Here is a 21,411-nt window from a genome sequence, read left to right on the forward strand (position 1 = left end):
TAGGCTCTGGTGATGAAGCTGATCCTGGCGCTGACGATTGCCGCAGGTGGTGTTGCTTGGGCCGACGTCGCACATACCCAGATCTCCGCCATGCAGTTGGCACAGGCGCGGCAGATGCTGCGGACGGTGCGCGAGGCGGTGCGCGAACGGTATTACGACCCCACGTTTGGCGGCCGCGACGTCGTGGCGCACTTCAAGACGGCTGAACAGAAGCTTGACGCCGCCGAGTCAGTCGGTCGCGCCTACGCGGTCATTGCCCAGGCGCTGGTGGACTTCGGCGATTCGCACACCTACTTTCTCCCCCCAGAGATTCCGGCCACCTTCGAGTACGGCTGGCAGATGGCCATCGTGGGTGATCGATGCCTGGTGCTGGGTGTGAAGCCCGGGAGTGATGCCGAGGCAAAGGGCCTTCGCGCCGGCGATCACATCCTGCAGGTGGAGACGTTGCCGCCGACGCGGGCCGATCTGTGGAAGATGCGGTATTCCCTGAATCTGCTGAACCCACGGCGGCGTGTGCGCCTGATGGTCCAGACCCCCGGCGGTGCGCCGCGTCCGCTCGAGATCGAGACCAAGGTGACGCCGCGGCCCAGAGAAGTGCGCATCAACATGGAGAGCGTGATGAACGGCATCACGTCGGATTTTGACGAGATGTCTGCCCGGCGGGTCAATCGCGTCGCCAGGGTCGGCGGGGTTGCCATCTGGCGGCTGGAAGCGTTCGACTTTCCGCCCGATCAGGTGGACCGTGAGTTCGATCCGGTGGTCAAAGGCGCCACGGACCTCATCATTGACCTTCGCGGCAATCCAGGAGGACTGGTCAAGACACTCGAGCAGTTGACGGGAAAGCTGTTTGATCGCGATGTGAAGCTCGGCGACATGAAGGGGCGCAAATCCACCAAGCCGTCGATGGCGAAGAAGCGCAAGAACCCGTTTCTGGGCCGCGTTGTGGTGCTGGTGGATTCAGAGTCGGGGTCTGCGGCCGAGATCCTGGCCAGAGTGCTGCAACTCGAGCAGCGCGCCGTCGTGATGGGGGATCGTACCGCCGGCTCCGTGATGGTGGGCGAGATGATGATGAGCGCGGTCCAGCTCATGTCGGCGTCCGATGAGCTGAGCATCCTCCCGTACGGGTTCAGCGTCACGGTCGCGGACATCATCATGAAAGACGGCCAGAGCCTCGAGCGCGTGGGTGTTGTTCCTGATGATGTGCTGGTGCCGACGCAAGAGGACCTGGCGGCAGGACGCGACCCTGTGCTGGCTCGCGCGGCGACCAGCCTTGGCGCGACACTCGACCCGGTTGCCGCAGGCAAACTGTTTCCGCTGCTCTGGAAATAGCGCCGTTGACACGACCTCGCCGCCTTGCTGTAATCTCCGCCACATGACCGGGCCTGACCTCCCTTCGCCCGCAGCCCACGGCGGCCAGTCGGGCGCGCGAGGAGGACGCTTCTCGCGACTCTGGCTCACCCGGACTTCGCTTGCGTTCTGGATGATCGTGGTTGGCGCGCTGGGGGCGTCGGTGGCGTTCTGGATCGCGCGTACCGAGCAGCGGTCCGTGGCCATGCATCGGCAACTCACACGCGGCCAGATGATCGAACTCTCGCTGCGCCAGGCCATCGTGGGCGACTGGAGTTTCAGGGCCGCGCTTGAAGCGCGGCAACGTGAGCACGGTGCCCGCGTGGATGCGCTGCAGGACAACGCCACGCGCGTGCGGCCTGTCGACCAGGCATTGGCGGGACAGTTCGATATGCAGGCGCAGCAGGAACGGATGTTGTCGCGCCTGACAGGGACGCTCCTGGTGCCGTTTCGCGATATGGCGGCGGGACCCGATGTGCGTGCCCGCGTTGATCTTCAGGTGGCGGATGAACTCTCGCGCCTGGGATTCAGTAAGTCCTCGCTGCCCGAAGGTTCTTCGGAGGCCGGACCTTCCGTCGTCGCTGACGCTCCCGCGGACGCGACGCGCGCGCCAACATTTGAGTCGGTGGTGACTGCCAGAGAGCTGCCGGTGTGGCGGCCCTTCTCCGAGGAAATCCACCACCTGCATCACCATGTGCCGCGCCTGGCGCTGGGCGTGGTGCTCTTTGTACTGTCGCTCGTCTGCCTGACGAGCGCGGACCTGTTCAGTCGCTCGCCCCGGGTGGCGAACGCGGCGCTGCTGCTTGGGGGCGTGACCGCAAGCGGCGCGGTCGTGGCGGTGCTGGCGTGGGATCTGAGCGCGTGGCGGCCGCTCCTGGTTGCCGGGGTGTTTGCGGTCGTGCTGGGGATGATATTTCGCGCCACCGGGACGTTCGCGCACAGCGCCGACGGCGAAACTGCGCATCCGCCGGAGTTTGAACCCAGACATTTCGGAGGGGTACACGTCACGCTCAAGCACGCCGCACACCTCCGTGAGCAGATCATGCTCGGCCTGGTCGCGGTCACGGTGCTGCTGAGTTCGGTGGTCGGCTGGTGGTTTGCCGAGGCCCAGACCCACGCGAACGAATCGACGCATCGCGCGTTTGCCACCGAGGTCCAGATCAACAATCTCGATGCCGAGCGGTGGCTGGACGCCAGCGCCAATCTCATCACGCCAACGCTGGAGTTGTTTCATGCGCGCATGCGCTGCGCGTATGCCACGCAATTAGCTGCGCTTCCGCCGGACGGATTCAGCCAGAACACCCAGGCCGTCTACGCCCGCGACCGCGAACGCGATTGCGGTGCGCTGACGACGACCGAGAACAAGGCCAAGGCCGAGGTGGTGGAGCGGGTGGACTTTGATTCCGCAGGCTATCCGGGAACGGCGTTGTTCGCGGAGGTGCGCAACCGCGGGCCGTTTAACCCGGCCAGCCTTTATGCCCTGGGTGATGGATACATCAGTGAGGCCGAATTGTGGGAACGCAAGGCCGTCACCTATGTGCTGGGCCTGACGCTGTTCGCCATTTCGTTATACCTGCTGGGCCAGGCGATGGGCATGGGCGAGGGAGCCGCGTCATCAGTGTTGGCCGTCTGTGGATCGCTCCTCGCCCTTGGAACGTTTGGGTATGCGGCGACTGCCTACTGGCGCCCGGTGATGCCCGAGATGACGCTTTCGGAAAGTTGCCAGACCGAAGGGGCAGCCGTGGAAGTGGCCGCTATGTACTACGGGCGCGGCCGGGCGTTGTTGGATATGGCGACGACCGGCGCCGATTACCAGAAGGCGGCGGACGCCTTCGGCTGCGCACTGGAGGCACGACCGGGTTTTGGTCGCGCCCAATATGACCGGGCCCGTGCCGCATCACTTATCAGCCAGGGTGACGCCGACAGCTCGTACACGAACTTTCCGACCCGGAGCCGAGTGGCCGAGATCCGGGCGTCGCAGGCGGAGACACTTCGCGAATTTGAGCGCAGCCACTGGACGCCCACCCCGCGGTTGCTCAATGGGCACGGGTTCAACACGATCCTGGCAGCGCTCATCGACGCTAATCTTCCGCTCCTCGACGAGGCCATCGCCGCGCTCGAACGCGCGATTGTCGGCAGCGGCATCGGAACGCCGGAGGGCGTCATTGATGCCGTGAAGCTCAAGGCCGCGCCGGCGGCCGAGCTGGATGTGAATCAGATGCTCTACACCAACCTGGGCCTCGCGCGACTGGCGCGTGGGGAACGGGAATCGGCGATGAAGGCCTACCACGCGGCCGTGGACGGCCTTCGGCTGTCGGAGAATCGGGCGCTTGTTGCCGGCACACTGAGCGACCTCAACATCCTGGAGTCGCATTGCGTGACGCTGCACGGCGACGGGTCCGCCACGTGTGGTGTCGTGGCCGCCGGCATCAAAGACGCGCGCCGGCTGCTCCTTGTCGGACGCACGTCATCCCCGCGTGCAAACGGTCCCACGCTCACAAACCTGGAGGCCTGGGCTCGCGCCTCCAGGGTGGGGTGGACGGCAAAACTCGCGGGCTTCGATGGGTCGGCCGACGCGCTGGCTATTGTCTGGTCGGCGTACTCGGACGAATGGAAGACATGGCGCGTGGTGCAACCGCTGCTCAATCGACTTGAGTCGAAACAACTCGCCACGCTCAACTATCCCCAGCAGACCTCGCTGTACACCGCCGGCCCGTCGTACTGCCTGCCCGAAGGGCGGTACCGGGCGGAGTTCTATCTCAACGGAGAACGGGTGGAGACCGAAAGGAGCATCGAGATGGACATCCGCGGGTTCAAGGACTATCGATCGCGCGAGCTCGATGTGGCTCTATGTGTGCCGGGCGACTGGACGCGTTCGTCCATCCGAGGGTCTGGCGAGAGCCGCCACCTTGTGCAGGCGTTCTCCAACGCGCAAGGGCGCGCCGCGCTGTACCTGTTCACGCTCTTCACGGCCAGAGATGGAGGCGACTTTGAGCGGCAGTCAATCGAACGCGCATGGACGCTGATGAAACGCCTGTCCACATCGCCGCCGAATGACGAGGCGTTCCACGCGGCCGTGGATCGATTCCAGGGCTGCGACAAGCCGATTGAACCCAATACCGTGCTCTCTCGCGTGTGGCGGTCGGCCGACGGACTCGCGCACGTGGCGTTGGTCGTCGGCGGCGCGGCGCCTGGCGGCCAGGCGTGCGAGGTGCTCGAATCGATTGGCAGCTACTACAGTCGAGATAGTTCCCAGGTGCTTGGCCGGTCGAGGTAGCGCGATGACCATTCGCATGATCACCGCTCTCATCGGCGTGTTCGCGACGACGTGGCAGGGCGCGCCGCCGCCGGCGCCCGCCACGGTTGAGGTGAGGTATGCGGAGTCGGGTCGCGACAACCCCTCAAATGGCGGTTCAGTCACGCTGACGGTGAAGGCCGGCGAAGTGCGTTCGGCGATCGTCTGGGAGTCGGAGTGCACCCTGGGCGCTCGCGCGAACGCCGTGGCGGCGGCCCCAGGGGTCGATCAGTACTGGACGTTCAGGACGGAGTTGGCGGCATCAGCCGATGGTCGTCCCGGCATCCGCGTCAAATACCAGCGCACCCGAATTGCGGCAGCAGGGCCGCAGCCGCCCGAGAAGGAGCACTGGCTTCCCCTTGATGGCACGACCGAGCTGACGGTCACCGAAACCAGTTGGCGCAAGGACTGCAAGTACGGCGGGTTCACCATGGTCGTGGTCGCGAAGGCGCCCGAGAATCAGAGGTGGAACATGCCGGACCGGACGGCGGTGGGAATGGCCTCGGCGGCCTTGGTGCGATAGACGCTCCATGAGATCTGGCCGCCTGCCGTGGCCTCGACATGCATGACGTTGGAGTGCTCTCCGTAAAATTCGCCCTCGTCCAGATTCACGGAGTAGTCGACACCTCCGGAGGTTGTGGCGACGACGGAAGTCCTCAGCGCATGGATGCCGTTTGGAACCTGGTTGATCGGGCTCGACATGAGCTCGTGGATCACCAGGTCACCAGTGGGGTGCGGAAGTGTCATGGTGGCGTGATACGAGCAATGCATGTCACCTGTCAGGAAGACCAGTTTGCCGACCCGCTCGGCGGCCAGAAATTCGATGAGTTCGTCGCGCTGATGGCGAAAGTCATCACCGCACCACTTGTCGCTGCCGCTTCTGGCTTCCCCCACGAATGGCACGGCGGTGGCGACGAACTTGACCTCATCTCGATTCGTCTTGAGCCAGTCCTTCAAGCGGGCCATCTGTTGCGGACTCACGATGGTGGCGTGTTGCCCCTTGTGACGTTCTGATCGCACGTCAACCACAAAAAACTTCGCGGCCGCCCATTCAAAGGAGTAGTGATACGCCGGCCAGTAGTTCTGGGGATTATGCGAGTCCTGGCATTCCTGATACACCACCTTGGCGACGTCCCGGATCGAGTCAGAGGGGCGCTGGAGAAATGGCTTTCCATTGTAGAAGTCATCGAAAATTTCATGGTCGTCCAGGATCATGTAGTGGGGCAGTGAGGCCAGGACCTCTGCTGTGGGCCGGACCTTCCACGCATCCTGATAGAGGGATCGGTAGTACCTCAGGTCCATGAACTCCGGAAGCGGATGGACGAAGATGTCGGCATAAACCTGATCGCCGCAGTGCACCATGAAATCTGGTTCGAGCTGTTCCACGAGCGCCTGTATGCCCTCCCAGGACTTCCGGGCGTTGCCGATCTTGCGGCTGATCAACCCGCCTCTGGACCAGTTGCAGGATCCGAAGAGGAATGAGCAGGCGCCCGGACCAGCCGGCGCCGTCGTGAACGTGCCGGAGTTGACCTGCGGCGCCTTGCCTGCTTTGAAACTGAGCTGACACTCGTAGGCCGTCTGTGGCGCCAGGCCCGACAGCTCGAACACTTCAACAAAGCCGCGATGTGCGACAAGCGGCCGTGGGGGCTCCGCCTGCCAGGCGGTCGTTCCGGCTTTTCGATACTTCAGACGGGCTTCCTTCGAGTCCTTCTCGCCGCGTGTCCAGATACGCGCCGTGGACGCAGTCACGTGCCCGACAATCAGCTGGGACATCCTCAGACCCTCTCGAATGGTTTTAGGGGGAAGACGATAGGCGGTCGGTGAAAACGTGTCAAGAGACCGGAATGTGCAGCTCCATGCAGACATCCGCTGTGGCGTACGGCATCGGTGACGGCATCGGTCGGTGCGTGAAACCCATGCGTTCGTAGAGGCGCAACGCCGGCTGCAGACGCGAACTGGAGACCAGGATCACCGTGTGCGCCCCCATCTCTCTCGCGCGAGCGATACACACGTCCACAAGGCTGCGCCCCAGGCCCGCACCACGAGCCGCGTCGGCCACCGTGACCTTCAGCAACTCCACTTCGCCAGGGCCATGCGGCGCAATCGCCGCGGTGCCCACAACCATGCCACCGCGTTCGGCAATAAAGACGGTCCCGCCAGCGTCAATCACCGCCCCCTGGGGATCGGCCAGTTGCACTTCATCTGCGGGTTCGTACAGACCATGCTCGTCGAGCCATGCGCGATTGAGGCGGTAGAACGCCTCGGCATGCTCCGGGCGAAAGGTGACGATGGTGATCGACTCAGGTGATGAAGGCATTGCCGCCGCCGGGGCGATCGTAGCTCAATGCCGCCGTGGCACAATGGCGCGTGGCACCGCTCCGAACCGTCCGGGTGACTCACTACGTCACTCCCTTGCGCGAAGGCGGCTCCCTGCCCGCCATCGTGGAGGCGGATGACGAAGGCACCTATGTGCTGAAGTTCCGGGGTGCGGGGCAGGGGACTCGCGCGCTGATTGCCGAACTGGTCTCGGGTGAACTGGCGCGGGCGCTTGGTCTCCCGGTGCCCGATCTGGTGTTTGCGGAGCTGCACGCGGACCTTGCGCGCACCGAGCCCGATCCTGAAATCTCTGCGCTGATTCGCGCCAGTCACGGCCTGAACCTGGCGCTTGACTACCTTCCGGGTTCCATCACGTTTGATCCGCTGGTGGATACCATTGACCCAGACCTCGCGTCGCGCATCGTCTGGTTCGACGCCCTGGTCTCGAACATGGATCGAACCGTGCGCAACACCAATCTACTGATGTGGCACAAGCGCCTGTGGCTGATCGATCACGGCGCATCGCTATTCGCGCATCACACGCCGGGCTGGGCCTCGGACCCGGCCAGGCCGACCGCGGCCTTTCCCCTCATCAGCAAACACGTGTTGGTGCGAAAGGCGTCACGATTGCGGACGATTGACGAAGACATGGCATCGCGGCTGACGGCAGACGTGATCGAGGCCATCGTGTCCCAGATCCCGCTGCAATGGATTGACCCAGAGGGGGCTGAGCCCTCAGGCGTGCGACCCGAGGATTATGCACGGTACCTGAGTGCCCGGCTGGCGCCGCCGCGGTTGTTCGTGGAGGAGGCTATCGGTGTCCGTTGAACACACCTACGACTACGCCCTGATACGGGTCGTTCCGCGCGTCGATCGAGGCGAGTGCATCAATGCAGGCGTGGTGCTGTCATGCCCGGGATTGGACTTCCTGGAAGCGTGCGTTGCGTTGGACCCCGCGCGGATTGCCGTGCTCGACCCTTCCGCAGACCTCCAGGCCATCCAGGGACATCTCGATGCCATTGTCCGGATCTGCCGCGGTGGCCACGACGCGGGCCCGGTCGGCGAACTTCCGCAGCGGGCCCGTTTCCACTGGCTGGTCTCTCCGCGCAGCACCGTCATTCAGATGTCGCCGGTGCACACTGGCCGCACCGCCGACCCGGCCGCGTCACTCGCGCGCCTGGTGGACACCCTGGTGAGGGTGCGGCCGTGACCTCCATCCGCGGCGCGTGCGGGCACGACTGCCCCGACACCTGCGGCTGGGTGGTCGATGTCGTGGACGGTGTAGCCCAACGGCTGGCGGGCGACCCGTCGCATCCCTTCTCTCGCGGCACGCTCTGCGCCAAGGTGAACCACTACCTCGAGCGTGTGTATCACCCGGACCGGGTGCTGCACCCGTTGAAACGCGTCGGCCCCAAGGGAAGCTCACAGTTCACACGGGTGAGTTGGGACGAAGCACTCGCCGGCATCGCGGCCCGATGGCAGGGCATCATCGTGGAGTCTGGCGCGGAGGCCATCCTGCCGTACAGCTCCGCCGGCGTGCAGGGGCTGATTCAGCTGCACTCATTGGACCGTCGCCTGTTTGGATCGATGGGCTGCAGCAATCTCGATCGCAACATCTGCGGCGCCGTCGCGTCGGCGGGCCTCTCGACCACGATCGGCACCGGTGCGGGCATCGATCCGGAGCAGATCGTCCATAGCCGGTTCATCGTCCTCTGGGGCACCAACACCATCGTCACCAACTTGCACTACTGGCCTCTGGTGCGCGAAGCGAGGCGGCGGGGCGCGACGCTTGTGGTGATCGATCCTGTGCGGACGCGCACCGCCGAAGAGGCCGACTGGTTTCTGCAGGTGCAGCCCGGGAGCGATGCCGTCCTGGCGCTCGCGATGATGCACGTGATGATCCGTGACGGGCTGGTGGACCACGAGTATGTGGCGGCGCACGCCGTGGGCTACGAGGCGCTTGCGGCACGGGTGGCGGACTACGCCCCGGCCCAGGTCGCCGGAGTGGTCGGCCTGCCGGCCGAGGAGATCGAACGCTTCGCCCACGCGTACGCCACCACGCAGCCGTCGCTGCTGCGGCCGTTGATTGGGCTGGAACATCATCGCAACGGCGCGATGCAATTCCGCACGATCGCCTGCCTGCCCGTGCTCTCTGGCGCGTGGAAGTACCGCGGCGGCGGCCTGGCGCGTTCGACGCACGCCCTGCAGTTCGCGGCGCTCGACATGGACCGTGTGCTGATGCCCGAGGTCTACCTGCCTGGTGCGCGCACCCTGAACATGCGAGACCTCGGCGAGGATCTGTGCAGTGATGCACTGCAGCCGCGCGTCCGATCGCTCATGGTCTACGGCGCCAACCCCATGGTCTCGATGCCGAACCAGAATCGCATTCGCGAGGGACTTCTCCGCGACGATCTGTTTACGGTGGTGCACGATTTGTTTGTGACCGAGACCGCGCGCTACGCCGACTACGTCTTGCCGGCCACGAGTCAGATCGAGCACCTGGATCTGGCGCCGGCCTGGGGGCATTTGTATCTGGCGCTGAACCGGCCGGCCATTGCGCCGAGAGGGGAATCGGTCTCAAATACCGAACTGTTCCGGCGGCTGGCTCACGCGCTGGGCCGCACCGAGCCGTATCTGTTCGAAAGCGACGAGGCGATGTTGCGCGCGGCTCTGGCGAGCGGACATCCGTGGCTCGAGGGCATCACGTATGAGCGGCTGTGGGGCGAAGGGCACGCGCGGCTCAACTGTCCGGACGACTGGCGGCCGTTCGCGACAGGCGGTTTCGCGACGTCGTCTGGGAAAGCTGAGCTGTACTCGACGTCGCGCGAAGCGCTTGGGGACGACCCTCTGCCATCGGGTGGGGATATCGCCAGGGGCAAGGGGCTGCAGCTCATTACCGGCAAGACCCTGCACTTCCTTAATTCCGGCTACAGCCACATGGCTCGGCATCAACGCGGCGAGGGCCCGCTGTTCGTGGAACTCCACCCGGACGATGCCGGGCAGCGGGGCTTGGCTGTGGGCGACCCGGTGCGCGTCTGGAACGCGCTGGGCGAAGTGCGCGCGATGTGCCGGGTGTCGGAGCGGGTGCGCCCAGGGGTTGCGTTCATGCCGTTTGGCGGACTCACGGACGCCGCTGGTGCGCAACAGTCTGTCAACGTGCTGACCGCCGAAGAGCCCACTGATTGGGGCGGCGGGAGCGGGCTCTACGACGCGTTCGTGGATGTGGCCCGCGTCGGGGACACCGCCTCGTCCTAGTCACCTCGCGTATGCTACCGCGCATGCGCCGATCCCTGTTCCTTGCCGCTGTCACCCTGCTCGCTGCATGCGGGACCCCAGCACCTGCCTCCGCCCCGCTGGTCGACACCATTACCCCTGCGAGTGTGCGCGAACACACCGAGCGTGAGTGGACGCTCAAAGCCGACAAGATGCGCCGGCACCTGATACCGGCGATGCGTGCCCATGGGGTGACGTTGTGGGTCATCATGAGCCGCGAGAACGCCGTGGACCCGGCGCTTGAGCTGTTCGGCGGCAGTGGAATCACCGGGTGGTACGGTCATCGCAACGCATACCTCCTTTACGACCGCGGCGGTGACGCAGCGACGGCCCTTGAGGCCACGGTGTACGGCACCCATCTGTCGGGCCACCTGCGGCGGTTCTACGACACGGTCCAGAGTTACGGCGAAGCCGGGCTGAAGCCACTGCTTCAGCAGTACATCGCCGAGCGGAAACCCTCACGCATCGCCATCAATCAGTCGCGGACGATCAGCATGGCGGACGGCCTGACTGCCGAGCTGAAGCAGTATTTGGTGGATGCTCTCGGGCCGGCATACGCGGCCCGCACGGTGTCCTCAGAGCCATTGCTGGTGGACTATGTCTCGGTGCATACGCCTGAAGAGGATGCCGTTCAGGAACGGGCGGCGAAGGCGACGTACGACATCCTGCGCCGGGCGTTTTCCAATGAAGTCATCACGCCGGGCACCACGACGCTGATGGACGTGTATTACTGGATTACCGCCGAACGCAAGCGCCAGAACTTCGAGTTCAACTTTAATGCGAGCCTCGACATCCAGCGGCTGGTTGATGGCAAGGTCCTATCGCTCGATGATTCGGATGATCCAACCATTGAGCGCGGTGACGTCCTGCATGTGGACTTCGGCGTGCGGCTGGCGGGTCTCGTGACTGATCAGCAGAAGATGGCGTACGTCCTCAGGACCGGTGAAACGGCAGCGCCGGCCGGCTTGGTCAAGGCCTTTGCCGACTCCCATCGCGCGGCCGCGATCCACGCCGCCGAGCTGATTCCCGGCCGCACCGGCATCGACATCAAGACGCGATCCGAAGCCGCAGCGAAGGCGGAAGGCATCGACCTGCTGGTCTACTCACATGTGCAGGGTTACTGGGTGCATGATGCCGGCACATGGACGGTCTTTGACTGGCCGGAGCGCTACGGCGCCCATCCACGCACGCCGCTCCATCCGGGCGTGTGGTTCTCTCTGGAGTTCCGCACGCGCACAGAAGTGCCCGAGTGGAACAACCAGCTGGTGGCGATGCAGCGTGAGGAGGACATGATCGTTCCCGCATCAGGTCCCGCGCGCTACAACGCAGGTCCGCAGAGTGAGCTCTGGGTCATCAGGTAGGGCGGGAAGTCGGCTTTACCGTTCTCGAGTGATATCCGGTTTGCCCGACGACACCGACATCATGATGCCCAGGCCCACGGCCACGATGGCGCCAATGAATATCCACATGCCCGAAATGCGTGCCAGCATGCCGCTCTGGAACAGGGCGAGGGCCACGCCAATCACGAGGATCACGTAGCCGACCAGGTACATGTTGATGAATTTCATGGAAAGCTCCGTTGCCACGATGACGCAGGTGCCGGCCGGTGTCTGTCCCATTAAGGACAGAGGCCTGCCGCGCCCAACACCCTTCGTGCCAGCCTGAGGCTTTTCAGCATCCGCCGCGCGAAGGGGGAGGTCATCCGCGTGTCCCCTTGTTCAAAGGAATTGACCTGAAAGGGTCTCCGCGCCGGAGCCAGGCCGCCACGTTCGCGATCGTCCTCCGCGTCTCCGCTCTCCGCGCTCCGGATCGGCGACCCGAAACCTCTGCGTCTCTGCGCCTCCGTGTGATCCGTCGTAGGGGGAGCGTCAGGACCGCATTAGACTGATTGGATGCGCTCGTTCAGACACGCCCTCTCCGTCCAGATTGCCGCCCTTGGATTGCTGTGCTTCGCTGCGACGGGGGCGGCGACCGGACCGTTTTCCGCACAGCCCTCGCCACAGCGGGACCTGCGCAATGGTTGGGAAGTGCACCGCGAGCTGGTTGTCTCGCCGCAGGCCCATGCCGAGGCGCCGAAGTACTTCCCGAGTTTCTTCGAGTACCACGACATGGTGATGTTTCACCCCACCGTCGGGTATTACGCGAGCGGCCGCGTGGACTTCGTCGATCACTACCGCACCTATCCCGTCGTCCTGGCGCCTCTGTTCGGCCACATGGTGGCGGAGCAGATCTTCGCCATGTGGAACGGCATGCGCCGGGCGGGGACGCTCAGCGAGCGCGACCGCTTTACGATCGCGGAGTTCGGGCCAGGGGATGGCGCGCTGGCCGAGGCGATTCTCGACTACCTCGTGCGCAGGGCCGCCGAGGATGCGGCCTGGCGGACGTTCGCCGACCAGGTCCTTTACGTCTGTTACGACCGCTCACCCTCGCTCAACAAGGTGCAGCAGGAGAGGAATGCCCGCTTCGGCAAGCGCTTCGAGGCGCGTGTGGCTGATGCCACCAACATGACGGCCACAATTGCCAAGGGCAGCCTGAAAGGCGTGGTGCTGTCCAATGAGCTTCCAGACGCTTTCAGTGTGCACAAGACCATCCTCTCGGCCGATGGGACGGCTGAGGTGGCGTTTGTGGTCCCGGCCCTTCCAGCAGAGACCTGGCGAACCGTGCAGCCGCTTCTGTCGGCGACCGCGGCGCAGGCCATTGAGGCTGACGACAAGGCGATCGAGGATCGATTCCTCGGCGGCCAGCGGGAGGGCGCGGTCTATCTCTCGAAGGCATCATTTGTCGCGCTGCTGGAGCACCTGCGTTCGGCGCCGACTTACGAAGCGACGGCCAATGCGATGCAGTTCCGCGAGTTGTACGCGCCTGCGACGACCGTGCCGATTGTGGCAGAGCATTTGGGCCGCTACGCAGAAATGTATGCCGGTGTGCTTGCCAGGGATTCACGCGGCCTGGTCACTTATGTCAATCCAGGCGCTGAGCGCTTCATCCGTGATGCCGCTCAAGTGCTGAGTGCGGGATACATGCTGACCATCGACTACGGCGGCAACTTCGAGGAGATGCTGAACCAGCACTCGTATCCGCGGTTCCGCACTTATGGACCGGCATCGCGAAACAGGGCGAACCTGGCGCCCAACCAGGTCGACACCTTCGCGCCGTATGTGGGGCCCACGCTCAACGACTTCACGACGGACGCCAACTTCACTCTGCTGGCGGCCGAGGGCGAGTTGGTGGGGCTGAAGGCGATTTACTACGGCGCGCAGCGCGCCTTGCAGGCGGGCACCTCCGTGTCGCTCGACACCGTCCCGAGCGCACGCGAGAACGAGGGGAACGCGGCCGAATTCCAGAGCTGGGCCACGAGTTTTGCCGGCCCCAGCGTCTACAAAATGCTGCTGCAGCAGAAGACCGGCACCGACCCGGCCTACCGCTTCGCCGGCCAACACCCTGAATCACTCGGCCTTGGAACCACTACGCTGGACCCCGCGCAGCGTAGTCGCGCGGACCAGATTGCGGCGCGACTGAAAGCGCAGGCGGCTGTGCTCAAGGTGTCGAAGTAGGTGTAGCCCCTTCAGTCCTTCACGCCTCGTGTGAATTCGAAGACCCTAGCCGAGCGTGATCCGCAGGCGGGCCTGTCCGAAGGCCAGTTCATCGCCTGACTGAAGCGTCAGGCCTCGCGACCCGCGCGGCACCGCGATGCCGCGTCCGCCGCGAATGATCGCGGTGCCCTGCGCGCTGTTGTCGTCGATGACTCGTGGGCGTTTCGTCTGTTCGTCGAGTTCGATGCGCGCGTGCCGCCGTGACACGCTCTGGTTCACCTCGTCACCGTTCTCGACGAACGCCACATGATTGATTCGCACGAGTTGCCGGCGCCCATCCCGCACCTCTGCGCCGCGCCCAATCGCGATGGGCAACGTGCCGAATGAATACTCGGCACGGTCGGCCGTTCCACCTGTGACGAGGATGTCGATCCGGGGCGCCGCCTCAGGCACGGGCGCAGCGGCCTTTTCGACGCGAGCGAGCGCGATGTGGAAGTCGGGCCGTGGCCAAGCAGGGTCGGACACTTCGGCAAAGTGCAGATGCACTTCAACGTCCGCGTCATGACAGCGTGCCGACGCCAGTCGCTTGATCACCCGTTCCTGCAGGGTAGGCGGCCCACCGCAAATCGCGGTGAAGGGCGCCTGATGCTCAACGGTTGGTGCAGGGAAAGTCACGGTGACGCTGTTGAATGGAAATGCATAACGTCCGCGCCCTGCCGGATGGACGTGCCGCGCAATGTGATCGCACGCGAGCGAGATGAGCTCCAGCGGCTGTAACGCCACAGGACGCGCCACCGTGTGTGCCGCCTGCTCGAACACTTCCGTCATCCGTGATTCGAGTTCGCGTGCGCCCGTGAGGACGCGTTGAAGCTTGTCGTTCATTTCAACAACCCCATTGACATCGCGGCGGTTGCAATCTGGCCGGCCGCGTTGGCGGCCGCCACTCCGCCGTATCCCGCATTTTCCAGAATCACGGCAAAGGCGATGCGCCGCTTTGCCGGTCCTTGTGGTGCAAATCCAACGAACCAGGCGTGCGAGGGAGCATCGTCAACTTCAGCGGTGCCCGTCTTCCCAGCGATCCGGGCCGGATGTGCCTTGAGCAGCCGGCCGGTACCGTCAACAACCGCATCCCGAAGGTACCCGGCAAGCGTGCGGGCAGCCCCTGGCGTGACGAAGGTCGTGTGAACCGCGGTGCCGGAGGTGACGATGGGTGATTCGTGAATGATGCCGTCGGTACCAATCGCCGCTGCCACGCGAGCGAGCCGCTGCGGAGTCACGAGGACTTCGCCCTGACCGTATCCTGCGTGGGGGAGATTGGCCAGAATCCGTTCGGGGGAGCGCGACGTGTTCAGCGTGATTCCGGCGGCCGCCGCCGTGTGCGCGAGTGCGTCCGAACCGAGGGCAACCGCGAGCTGAGCGAAATACGCATTGCACGACTTCACAATGGCTTCGTGCATGGCGATGGCTCCATGCGCACTCCGGTCGCGGTCGTCGTCATGTATCGGTCCATGGCCGGGGAGAGAGACACCGACGCGATTGTTCGGGAGCCGCTGACAGGTGAGGGTCCGGTCGATCAAGCCCGCATCCTCTCGAAGCGCTGCGGCGGCCGTGATGATCTTGAACGTTGAGCCAGGCGGATACAGGCCATACCGAGCGCGGTCGAGGACCACGTCGTCCTGGTTCCCAAAGGGATAACTGACACTGGCAAGCAGTTCTCCAGTGTCAGCGTCGAGAATCACTGCCGCGCCTTTGCCGCTGCCGGATTGCCTGGCTGCGCGCTCGACAATCGAGGCGACGGCGAGCTGGAACCGCGCGTCGATCGTAATTCGCACATCCCGCGGCCGCGCACGTAAGGCCTTCACATCGGCGTGGTCTGGTTCGTAGCGATGACGCACGAGCGGAATCAGCGAGGTGTAATCGCGGCGAACGGCGAGCGACGGCTGCCCATCACGGCCGGTCGTGGAAACCGTGGCTGCGCGGTCGTCGAAGCCGCGCAAGAGGTCCTCGGCATCGCGCTCGACGTACGACGTGTTCGCGGCGGTCCAACTATCCCTTGTGTTCGCGTCGCCGAGCACATGCTGGAGAGCCGGACCAGCCGGATAGCAGCGGTGTGTTAATTGAGCGGCGCCGTTCGGCGCCGGCGCACAGACGTCGCCCAGCTTGCGGCCGATCTGTTCGTAGGCGCCGGCTGCCTTCTGCAAGACTCCCGCATCACTGCTCGCGATGGGCAGCCCACGGCGATCGTAGATGGTGCCCCGTGGGATGGAACGCAGCGCGTCGAGGACGCGGGGGTTGTATTGGAACCTGCGGCCGCCGTCGGCCTGAACGCTGAGTTGCGGCCGCACCAGGTATTCGTCGGCGCGCAAGGTTTGTACAGATGCCGCGAACAGGAGCATTCCTGCGGCGCAGGCGGCGGCGGTTCTGGCAAGCCACCGCACCGGCGCCTGGAACGGCGTCAGGTCTGTGGATTCACTGCCCTTGCGGCGAATCGCCGCCAGAAACCCGAGCGCGGCAAAGTTGGCGGCCATGGCGGATCCGCCGTAGCTCAGAAAGGGCGTCACCACTCCGGTCAGCGGCAGCAGCCCGAGAATGCCTGCGCCCATGACCAGGACCGGAATCGTGAGCGACAGCGTCATTCCCAGCGCGAGAAAGAACTGGTGGTCAGTGGACGCGCGCTTCGCGATGGTAAACCCGCGCCAGGCCACCAGCAGAAAGGCCGCGCCGACGATCACCAGTCCGAGCAAACCGAATTCCTCGCCCACAGCCGCGAGCACCATATCGGTGTGTCCCTCGGGGACGAACCGTGAGTGTCCAAACCCGGCCCCCGTGCCGGTCAGGGCGCCGGCCGAGAGTGCCCACAAGGCCTGCGCCACCTGATCGCCGCCTCGAACGGCGTTGTCCCACGGCGACTGCCACATCTGCAGCCTCGCAGCCAGCGTGGCTGAGATGTTGAGGAAAAATCCGATGGCAAAACCAGCGGCCAGCCCCGCGCATCCGGCACCCGCGAGCCACGCGCCGCCTCGCGCCACCGCGAACATCGCAAGAAACATGAGCGACAGCAGCAATGCGGGACCCAGATCCTTCTGGACGAAGAACAGCATCAATGCGGCTGCGACACCGGCGAGCACTGGGAGCACGTGGTGCAGCCTGGGCGCCCCTGCCTGCCTCAACAGTTCCCACCGCCGCGCGAAGTAGCCCGCGAGAAACAGCACCAGGAGGAATCGGATCGCTTCAATGGGCTGAATCGGCCCCAGGTTCACTTTGGCGCTGCTTGAGCCTGGGCCGCTTCCGAAGACGAGCAGGAGCACCGACAGGATCAACGCGCCCACCAGCGGGACATAGCTCCAGTCGCGGAAGGCCGCTCGCTCCACGTTGATCATGGAGACCGCTCCGAACAGTAGGACGCCAATGACAATCCCTTGCGTGTACCTGGTGAGAAGCAGCGTGTCCCGGATCGGATCGGGCCGCGACAACATCAAGGCGAACCCGATGCCGACGAGAAGGAGAGCCAGTGAGAGCAGGACGCGATCGCCAGTCATTCCCCGCAAGCGCCAGAGCAGCGACACCAGATGAAAGCTCACGAGTATGACCAGGCCGCACCAGAGCACGGCGGATCGAAACTCATCCTGGGTGCGCACGGACAGGAATGGCTTCAGCGACGAGAGATCGTTGCTGTTCAGGAGGGCGATGGTCTGGGGCGGGTCCCGCTTGGCAGCGACGGCAGCCAGTCGGGCTGATTCGAGCCGCTCACGCAGGACCACCAGGCTCCTGTCTCGTTCCAGAGCCTCCACCGGCACGTCGATCCGCGCGAGCGCGCCCACGTTGGGCAGGGCTCTTCGGGGTGCTCCGGCCGGTTGCAGGTGAGCCGCGACCACTCGCGCCGCAAAGCGGCGATCGGCTGGGTAGGTGAAGACGGTGGCGAGCGGGACCTCGAGCGCATCAGTCTTCGTCTGCGTGTTGAGGTTGATGGGCAGCGGGGCGTGTGGTTCACCGAACTGCTCGGCCCGAATTCGGCCCGCGTAGGCGAGCAGGATCGCGAGAACCACCGCCGCCGACGTCAGAAGCAGAAGGCGTTCGCCAAGCGTGATGCTGGTGGACCTGTTCCGGACCCGTTGCAGATCTCCCGCGCGGGTGTAAGTTACTCCCACGTCCAGCCTCCCTCAAACTTCGACAGTTCGGCCAGTCGCTCTTCGACACGGTCCAGACGCCTCTGCGTGTCGCGCAGGCTTTGTGCGACATTGGCAAATCCCGCCACCGTGCCGTACCGCGTGAGCGCTTCACGGAACGCGTCCGACGCCCGTGAGAGATAGTCACGTTCCTGCGGCATGCCCTTGAGCGTCTGCGCCGTCCGGGAAAACGATTCGGCACGCGCGCGGTAGCCATCGGCGAGCTGGGTGGTTTCGCGCTCCCCAGGGTGATGACCGAGTTTCTCAGCTTGCTTCAGGGCATCGGCTCCGCGGTCCACATCTTCGAGGCCATAGATGAATGTGCGCGCGAGCCCCAGGAAGGGGTCCGGCCAATTCGATCGAATGGCCGCGGCCTCCCTGAATGCCACGATCGCGCCAGTGAAATCCCGCTGCGCGCTGTCTGTGCGTCCTCGTGCCTTGTGGGCTTCACCGTTGATCCGGAGCAGATGTCCGTCGCAGTACTGCAACGCGGCACGAAGGGACCGTTCGCCAGGCGCCACAGCCACGGCACGCGCCAGCGCTTCACGTGCGGCCTTCCACTGCGTCTCGCGAACCGTCGGCACCGGCGTTCGATAGTTCGACATCACCCGCTCCGCCAGCACCATCGTCTGGCTCACCAGCGCGGCTCGAAGGCGGTTCGTGCCTGCGCCGCCAAGGAAACTCGAACTCCGCAGTGATTCGTACCTGGGCCAGACGGCGGCAAGCCCGGCAAAATCATGCAACGGAACGGTGTTGGCCAGGCGACTGGCTTTTGACGACACGCAACTCTCATTCACCGCCATGACGATGGCCAGCACGACCAGCGCCCTGGCGAGGGTCCGACGAAACCGCCGGCGGGGCCGGACGGCCGGCTCGGCGGCTGCGACAACTGGAACAGGCGCGACCGGAATCGCAGGATTCGTCCGCCTGGTGGGCGGCTCGTCTCCTTCAGGCTCGCGACGCGTCCGCCTGGTCGGCGGCTCGTCATGCACCTTGGTGAGCCAGCCTTCCTGCAGAGCCACGGTCGGCTCGCCGGCATCGGCCCTGGCGAGATCGGCACGAATGTCGGCGGGGCTGTAGTACCGATCCGACGGTTCCGGCGCGAGCAGTTTGGTGACCACCGCCTCAAGCGCCTCGGGGCAATCGCCGCCGATGGTTTCAGGTGGCCGCTTGGAGCGAATCAGTTGCTCCAGGCGCCGCGTGTCGTCCGCGCGGAAGGGCTGGCGGCCGCGGATCATTTCGTAGAGCAAGACTCCAAGAGCCCACGCATCGGAATGCAGATCGCGGTCGCCGCTCTCCAGGCACTCCGGCGACAAGTACGCGGTGCTGCCGAAGTCGTTTCGGGTCACCTTGCGGCTCAGGGACAGGGATTTCGCGGCGCCAAAGTCCAGGACTTTGATGCCATCGCCAGGCACAAGCCTGATATTGCGCGGCTTGAGGTCGTTGTGCAGCAGCACGCGACGAGACGAGGCGTCCGTCTCAAACCGATCCGCTTCCTCCAGGAACTCACAGAGTTGACTCGTGATCGCGACGGCGCGTTTCCAGGGCAGCGGCCCGCGGTGGATCGCCTGCGACAGGTCCTCTCCCTCGATGTATTCCATCGAAATGTAGAAATAGTCGGAGGCGAATCCTGAGTCGTAGACCTTTGGGACAAACCGGCTCATCGAGGCAAACCGCTGCTGAAGCTCCGCCCCACGTTGTTCGGACTGCAGCACCTCCTGCGCTTCTTCGTCGCTCGAGACGTGAACGACCTTCAGCGCAGCCACGGCGCCATTCCTGGTGTCGCGTGCAAGAAACACGGACGCCATGCCACCGTGGCCGATGGGCCGCTCGATCGTGAAGGGACCGATCTGGCGATAAAGCGTGGAGCTCATTTGGCGCCGCGTCCTCGGCCGCCAGCTCTGCCGGTCGCTATGGGAGGCGCATCCGGAAAGACATTCGATTTCCTGATCTGCGCGCGAAAGGCGGTGTCGATGCCGGCAATCGACAGCGGATCCAGTTGGCGGAAGACGTTACGCTGAAGGAGCGGCCGCGCGCCCGATTCGATCACCAGCGCGGACGATGCCTGCTCGGAGGACCCGTTCCCGGAAAACTCGTTGTGAGCAATCAGAGGCGACGAATCCCGTCGCAGCGCCAGTCCGGCTCCGGGATTGTCGTGAATCTCGCTGGTGAGCAGCATGACGTTATCCCCGGCCCCGATGTCCACCGCGACTCTTGCGGCGCCCACCACTTCAATGTCGATAAGCCTGACGCCGGCCGATCGAACCAGCACGCCAACGCCCAGAGGGGAAGCCGCATCGCCGACGATCCGGAAACCTGTGAACTCAGCGTCTGTCACGTCGGCTGCCGTGACCGCCACGTCCTCATCCGTTGCGGTGCTGGGCAGACGCAGGGTGGCCCCCCTTGAGTCGCGGCTGAGAAGGCGAACGCCATTCTTCAAGGTGAGACGCTCGCGGTATTCTCCCGGTTCAACCATCACCGTGGTTCCAGGCACGGCGTCGGCAAGCGCTGCTCCGATCGATTCACCAGCCCTGACCAGAATCAGATTCGCAGACGAAGGCGCGAGCGCGTGTTCGAGCGCGGCGGGTACGGGATACCCCGCTGATCGCCAGGCAGCCGCAAGGGCGATGACGATGAGCAGCCACGAGGTCAGGTGGAGCAGTCGTCTTCGGGATCGGGACGGAACTGCCGATCCCGCTTGCGCAAACTGGTCGCCTTCGACGTACACCACCGTGATGTTGTCTTTGCCACCGGCGTCATTGGCAGCCTTGACCAGTTGGTGCGCAACCTGATCGGGATGGCCGGCATACCTTCGGATGACGCCCAGGATCGCGTCCGAGGCGACCAGGTCAGTCAACCCATCGCTGCAGAGGAGCAGGGCCGCATCGGGTTCCCAGGTCGTTTCGTGGACCTCCACGAAGTCGGTGTCGCCGGGTTCATGCTGTTCCGATCCGACGTCTCGATACACCTCGTTGCGCCGCGGGTGCTGCATGGCTTCAACTTCGGAAAGCTCTCCCGCGTCTTCGCGCTCGCCGACGGGTGAATGGTCTGCAGTAATCTTCTGGAGTTTACCGGCATGCACTTTGTAGAGGCGTGTGTCGCCAACATGGCCCGCGAGCGCGCGGTCGCCATCAATCATGGCCACCGTAAGGACACACGCCATGCCATTCCACTCCGGTCGCGCGTCCGCCTGACGGAGCACTTCGTTGTTGGCGGCGGTAATCGCTTCCCGAATCCCGGCGGCGCTGGGCGCCCGGACTGACGTCAACCGCCCACGAATGACATCGAGCGCCAGGTCGGCGGCGCGGCCACCGGCGGCCTGTCCGCCGACGCCGTCCACGACGATGAAGAGGCCGCGAGTGGAGTCGGCGTGAAAGCGATCCTCGTTGACGAGGCGCTGAGAGCCGACATCCGTCAGGCCGGCCGAGCGGAACCTCACTCGCGGCCCCTCCAGACGGCCCATCCGAGCGTCAGCACGGTT

At 64.7% G+C, this 21,411-nt stretch carries 15 protein-coding genes; 8 read left to right on the forward strand and 7 right to left on the reverse strand.

Features of this window, described 5'->3' with window-relative positions; genetic code table 11:
- The first annotated feature begins 12 nt into the window (after window positions 1-12).
- From IPL75_01320 to IPL75_01330, 3 genes are read left to right on the forward strand one after another with little or no spacing between them, the layout of a single operon-like run.
- The gene (locus IPL75_01320) at window positions 13-1,329 is read left to right on the forward strand and encodes a hypothetical protein (protein ID MBK9238909.1); all 1,317 of its coding nucleotides are present in this window, start codon (window positions 13-15) and stop codon (window positions 1,327-1,329) included.
- A gap of 43 nt (window positions 1,330-1,372) precedes the next feature.
- Window positions 1,373-4,624, forward strand: coding sequence for a hypothetical protein (locus tag IPL75_01325; protein MBK9238910.1), 3,252 nt, complete (start codon window positions 1,373-1,375; stop codon window positions 4,622-4,624).
- Window positions 4,625-4,628: 4 nt separating this feature from the next.
- Window positions 4,629-5,165 carry a hypothetical protein gene (locus IPL75_01330; protein MBK9238911.1) on the forward strand — a complete coding sequence of 179 codons (537 nt, stop codon included), beginning with the start codon at window positions 4,629-4,631 and terminating at the stop codon, window positions 5,163-5,165.
- On the opposite strand, the gene IPL75_01335 is transcribed toward IPL75_01330, so the two are convergent.
- Window positions 5,102-6,415 (reverse strand): alkaline phosphatase family protein, encoded by a 1,314-nt coding sequence (locus tag IPL75_01335; protein ID MBK9238912.1) that lies wholly within the window; start codon window positions 6,413-6,415, stop codon window positions 5,102-5,104. The genes IPL75_01330 and IPL75_01335 overlap by 64 nt on opposite strands.
- A gap of 58 nt (window positions 6,416-6,473) precedes the next feature.
- Window positions 6,474-6,959, reverse strand: coding sequence for a GNAT family N-acetyltransferase (locus IPL75_01340; GenBank protein ID MBK9238913.1), 486 nt, complete (start codon window positions 6,957-6,959; stop codon window positions 6,474-6,476).
- 35 nt (window positions 6,960-6,994) lie between these two features.
- Here IPL75_01340 and IPL75_01345 point away from each other — a divergent pair, with 35 nt between their 5' ends.
- From IPL75_01345 to IPL75_01360, 4 genes are read left to right on the forward strand one after another with little or no spacing between them, the layout of a single operon-like run.
- Window positions 6,995-7,786, forward strand: a complete 792-nt coding sequence (locus IPL75_01345) for an aminotransferase class I and II (GenBank protein MBK9238914.1) — start codon at window positions 6,995-6,997, stop codon at window positions 7,784-7,786.
- Window positions 7,776-8,168, forward strand: coding sequence for a DUF3037 domain-containing protein (locus tag IPL75_01350; GenBank protein MBK9238915.1), 393 nt, complete (start codon window positions 7,776-7,778; stop codon window positions 8,166-8,168). Before IPL75_01345 ends, IPL75_01350 begins: the two co-directional genes overlap by 11 nt.
- On the forward strand, window positions 8,165-10,213 hold the full coding sequence (locus tag IPL75_01355; protein MBK9238916.1) for a molybdopterin-dependent oxidoreductase: 2,049 nt from the start codon (window positions 8,165-8,167) through the stop codon (window positions 10,211-10,213). Before IPL75_01350 ends, IPL75_01355 begins: the two co-directional genes overlap by 4 nt.
- 23 nt (window positions 10,214-10,236) lie before the next feature.
- Window positions 10,237-11,592: a M24 family metallopeptidase gene (locus IPL75_01360; GenBank protein MBK9238917.1), complete on the forward strand. Its 1,356-nt coding sequence runs from the start codon at window positions 10,237-10,239 to the stop codon at window positions 11,590-11,592.
- 15 nt (window positions 11,593-11,607) lie between these two features.
- Here the strand turns inward: IPL75_01360 and IPL75_01365 are convergent, their stop codons facing one another.
- Entirely contained in the window at window positions 11,608-11,799 is a 192-nt protein-coding gene (locus tag IPL75_01365) for a hypothetical protein (GenBank protein ID MBK9238918.1), read from the reverse strand.
- Between the two features lie 324 nt (window positions 11,800-12,123).
- Here IPL75_01365 and IPL75_01370 point away from each other — a divergent pair, with 324 nt between their 5' ends.
- Window positions 12,124-13,785 (forward strand): SAM-dependent methyltransferase, encoded by a 1,662-nt coding sequence (locus tag IPL75_01370; GenBank protein ID MBK9238919.1) that lies wholly within the window; start codon window positions 12,124-12,126, stop codon window positions 13,783-13,785.
- 45 nt (window positions 13,786-13,830) lie between these two features.
- Here the strand turns inward: IPL75_01370 and IPL75_01375 are convergent, their stop codons facing one another.
- Genes IPL75_01375 through IPL75_01390 form a run of 4 tightly spaced genes read right to left on the reverse strand, consistent with a single transcriptional unit; the run spans window position 13,831 to window position 21,369 of the window.
- Window positions 13,831-14,646: an FHA domain-containing protein gene (locus IPL75_01375; GenBank protein MBK9238920.1), complete on the reverse strand. Its 816-nt coding sequence runs from the start codon at window positions 14,644-14,646 to the stop codon at window positions 13,831-13,833.
- Entirely contained in the window at window positions 14,643-17,912 is a 3,270-nt protein-coding gene (locus IPL75_01380; protein ID MBK9238921.1) for an FtsW/RodA/SpoVE family cell cycle protein, read from the reverse strand. Before IPL75_01380 ends, IPL75_01375 begins: the two co-directional genes overlap by 4 nt.
- Complete coding sequence (locus IPL75_01385) at window positions 17,903-19,804, reverse strand: serine/threonine protein kinase (protein ID MBK9238922.1); 1,902 nt, start codon at window positions 19,802-19,804, stop codon at window positions 17,903-17,905. The genes IPL75_01380 and IPL75_01385 overlap by 10 nt, the downstream gene beginning before the upstream one ends.
- A complete protein-coding gene (locus tag IPL75_01390) occupies window positions 19,801-21,369 on the reverse strand; it encodes a protein phosphatase 2C domain-containing protein (protein ID MBK9238923.1) in 1,569 nt (522 codons plus the stop codon). The genes IPL75_01385 and IPL75_01390 overlap by 4 nt, the downstream gene beginning before the upstream one ends.
- Between the last annotated feature and the right edge of the window lie 42 nt (window positions 21,370-21,411).

The organism is Acidobacteriota bacterium, assembly GCA_016716905.1.
Taxonomy (GTDB): Bacteria; Acidobacteriota; Vicinamibacteria; order Vicinamibacterales; family SCN-69-37; genus SYFT01.

Bases quoted from the DNA above. Each gene is read 5' to 3' on its own strand.
- IPL75_01330 (MBK9238911.1), top strand. From the start codon at position 4,629: ATGACCATTCGCATGATCACCGCTCTCATCGGCGTGTTCGCGACGACG.
- IPL75_01335 (MBK9238912.1), bottom strand. From the start codon at position 6,415: ATGTCCCAGCTGATTGTCGGGCACGTGACTGCGTCCACGGCGCGTATC.
- IPL75_01375 (MBK9238920.1), bottom strand. From the start codon at position 14,646: ATGAACGACAAGCTTCAACGCGTCCTCACGGGCGCACGCGAACTCGAA.
- IPL75_01360 (MBK9238917.1), top strand. From the start codon at position 10,237: ATGCGCCGATCCCTGTTCCTTGCCGCTGTCACCCTGCTCGCTGCATGC.
- IPL75_01325 (MBK9238910.1), top strand. From the start codon at position 1,373: ATGACCGGGCCTGACCTCCCTTCGCCCGCAGCCCACGGCGGCCAGTCG.
- IPL75_01370 (MBK9238919.1), top strand. From the start codon at position 12,124: ATGCGCTCGTTCAGACACGCCCTCTCCGTCCAGATTGCCGCCCTTGGA.
- IPL75_01365 (MBK9238918.1), bottom strand. From the start codon at position 11,799: ATGAAATTCATCAACATGTACCTGGTCGGCTACGTGATCCTCGTGATT.
- IPL75_01340 (MBK9238913.1), bottom strand. From the start codon at position 6,959: ATGCCTTCATCACCTGAGTCGATCACCATCGTCACCTTTCGCCCGGAG.
- IPL75_01320 (MBK9238909.1), top strand. From the start codon at position 13: ATGAAGCTGATCCTGGCGCTGACGATTGCCGCAGGTGGTGTTGCTTGG.
- IPL75_01385 (MBK9238922.1), bottom strand. From the start codon at position 19,804: ATGAGCTCCACGCTTTATCGCCAGATCGGTCCCTTCACGATCGAGCGG.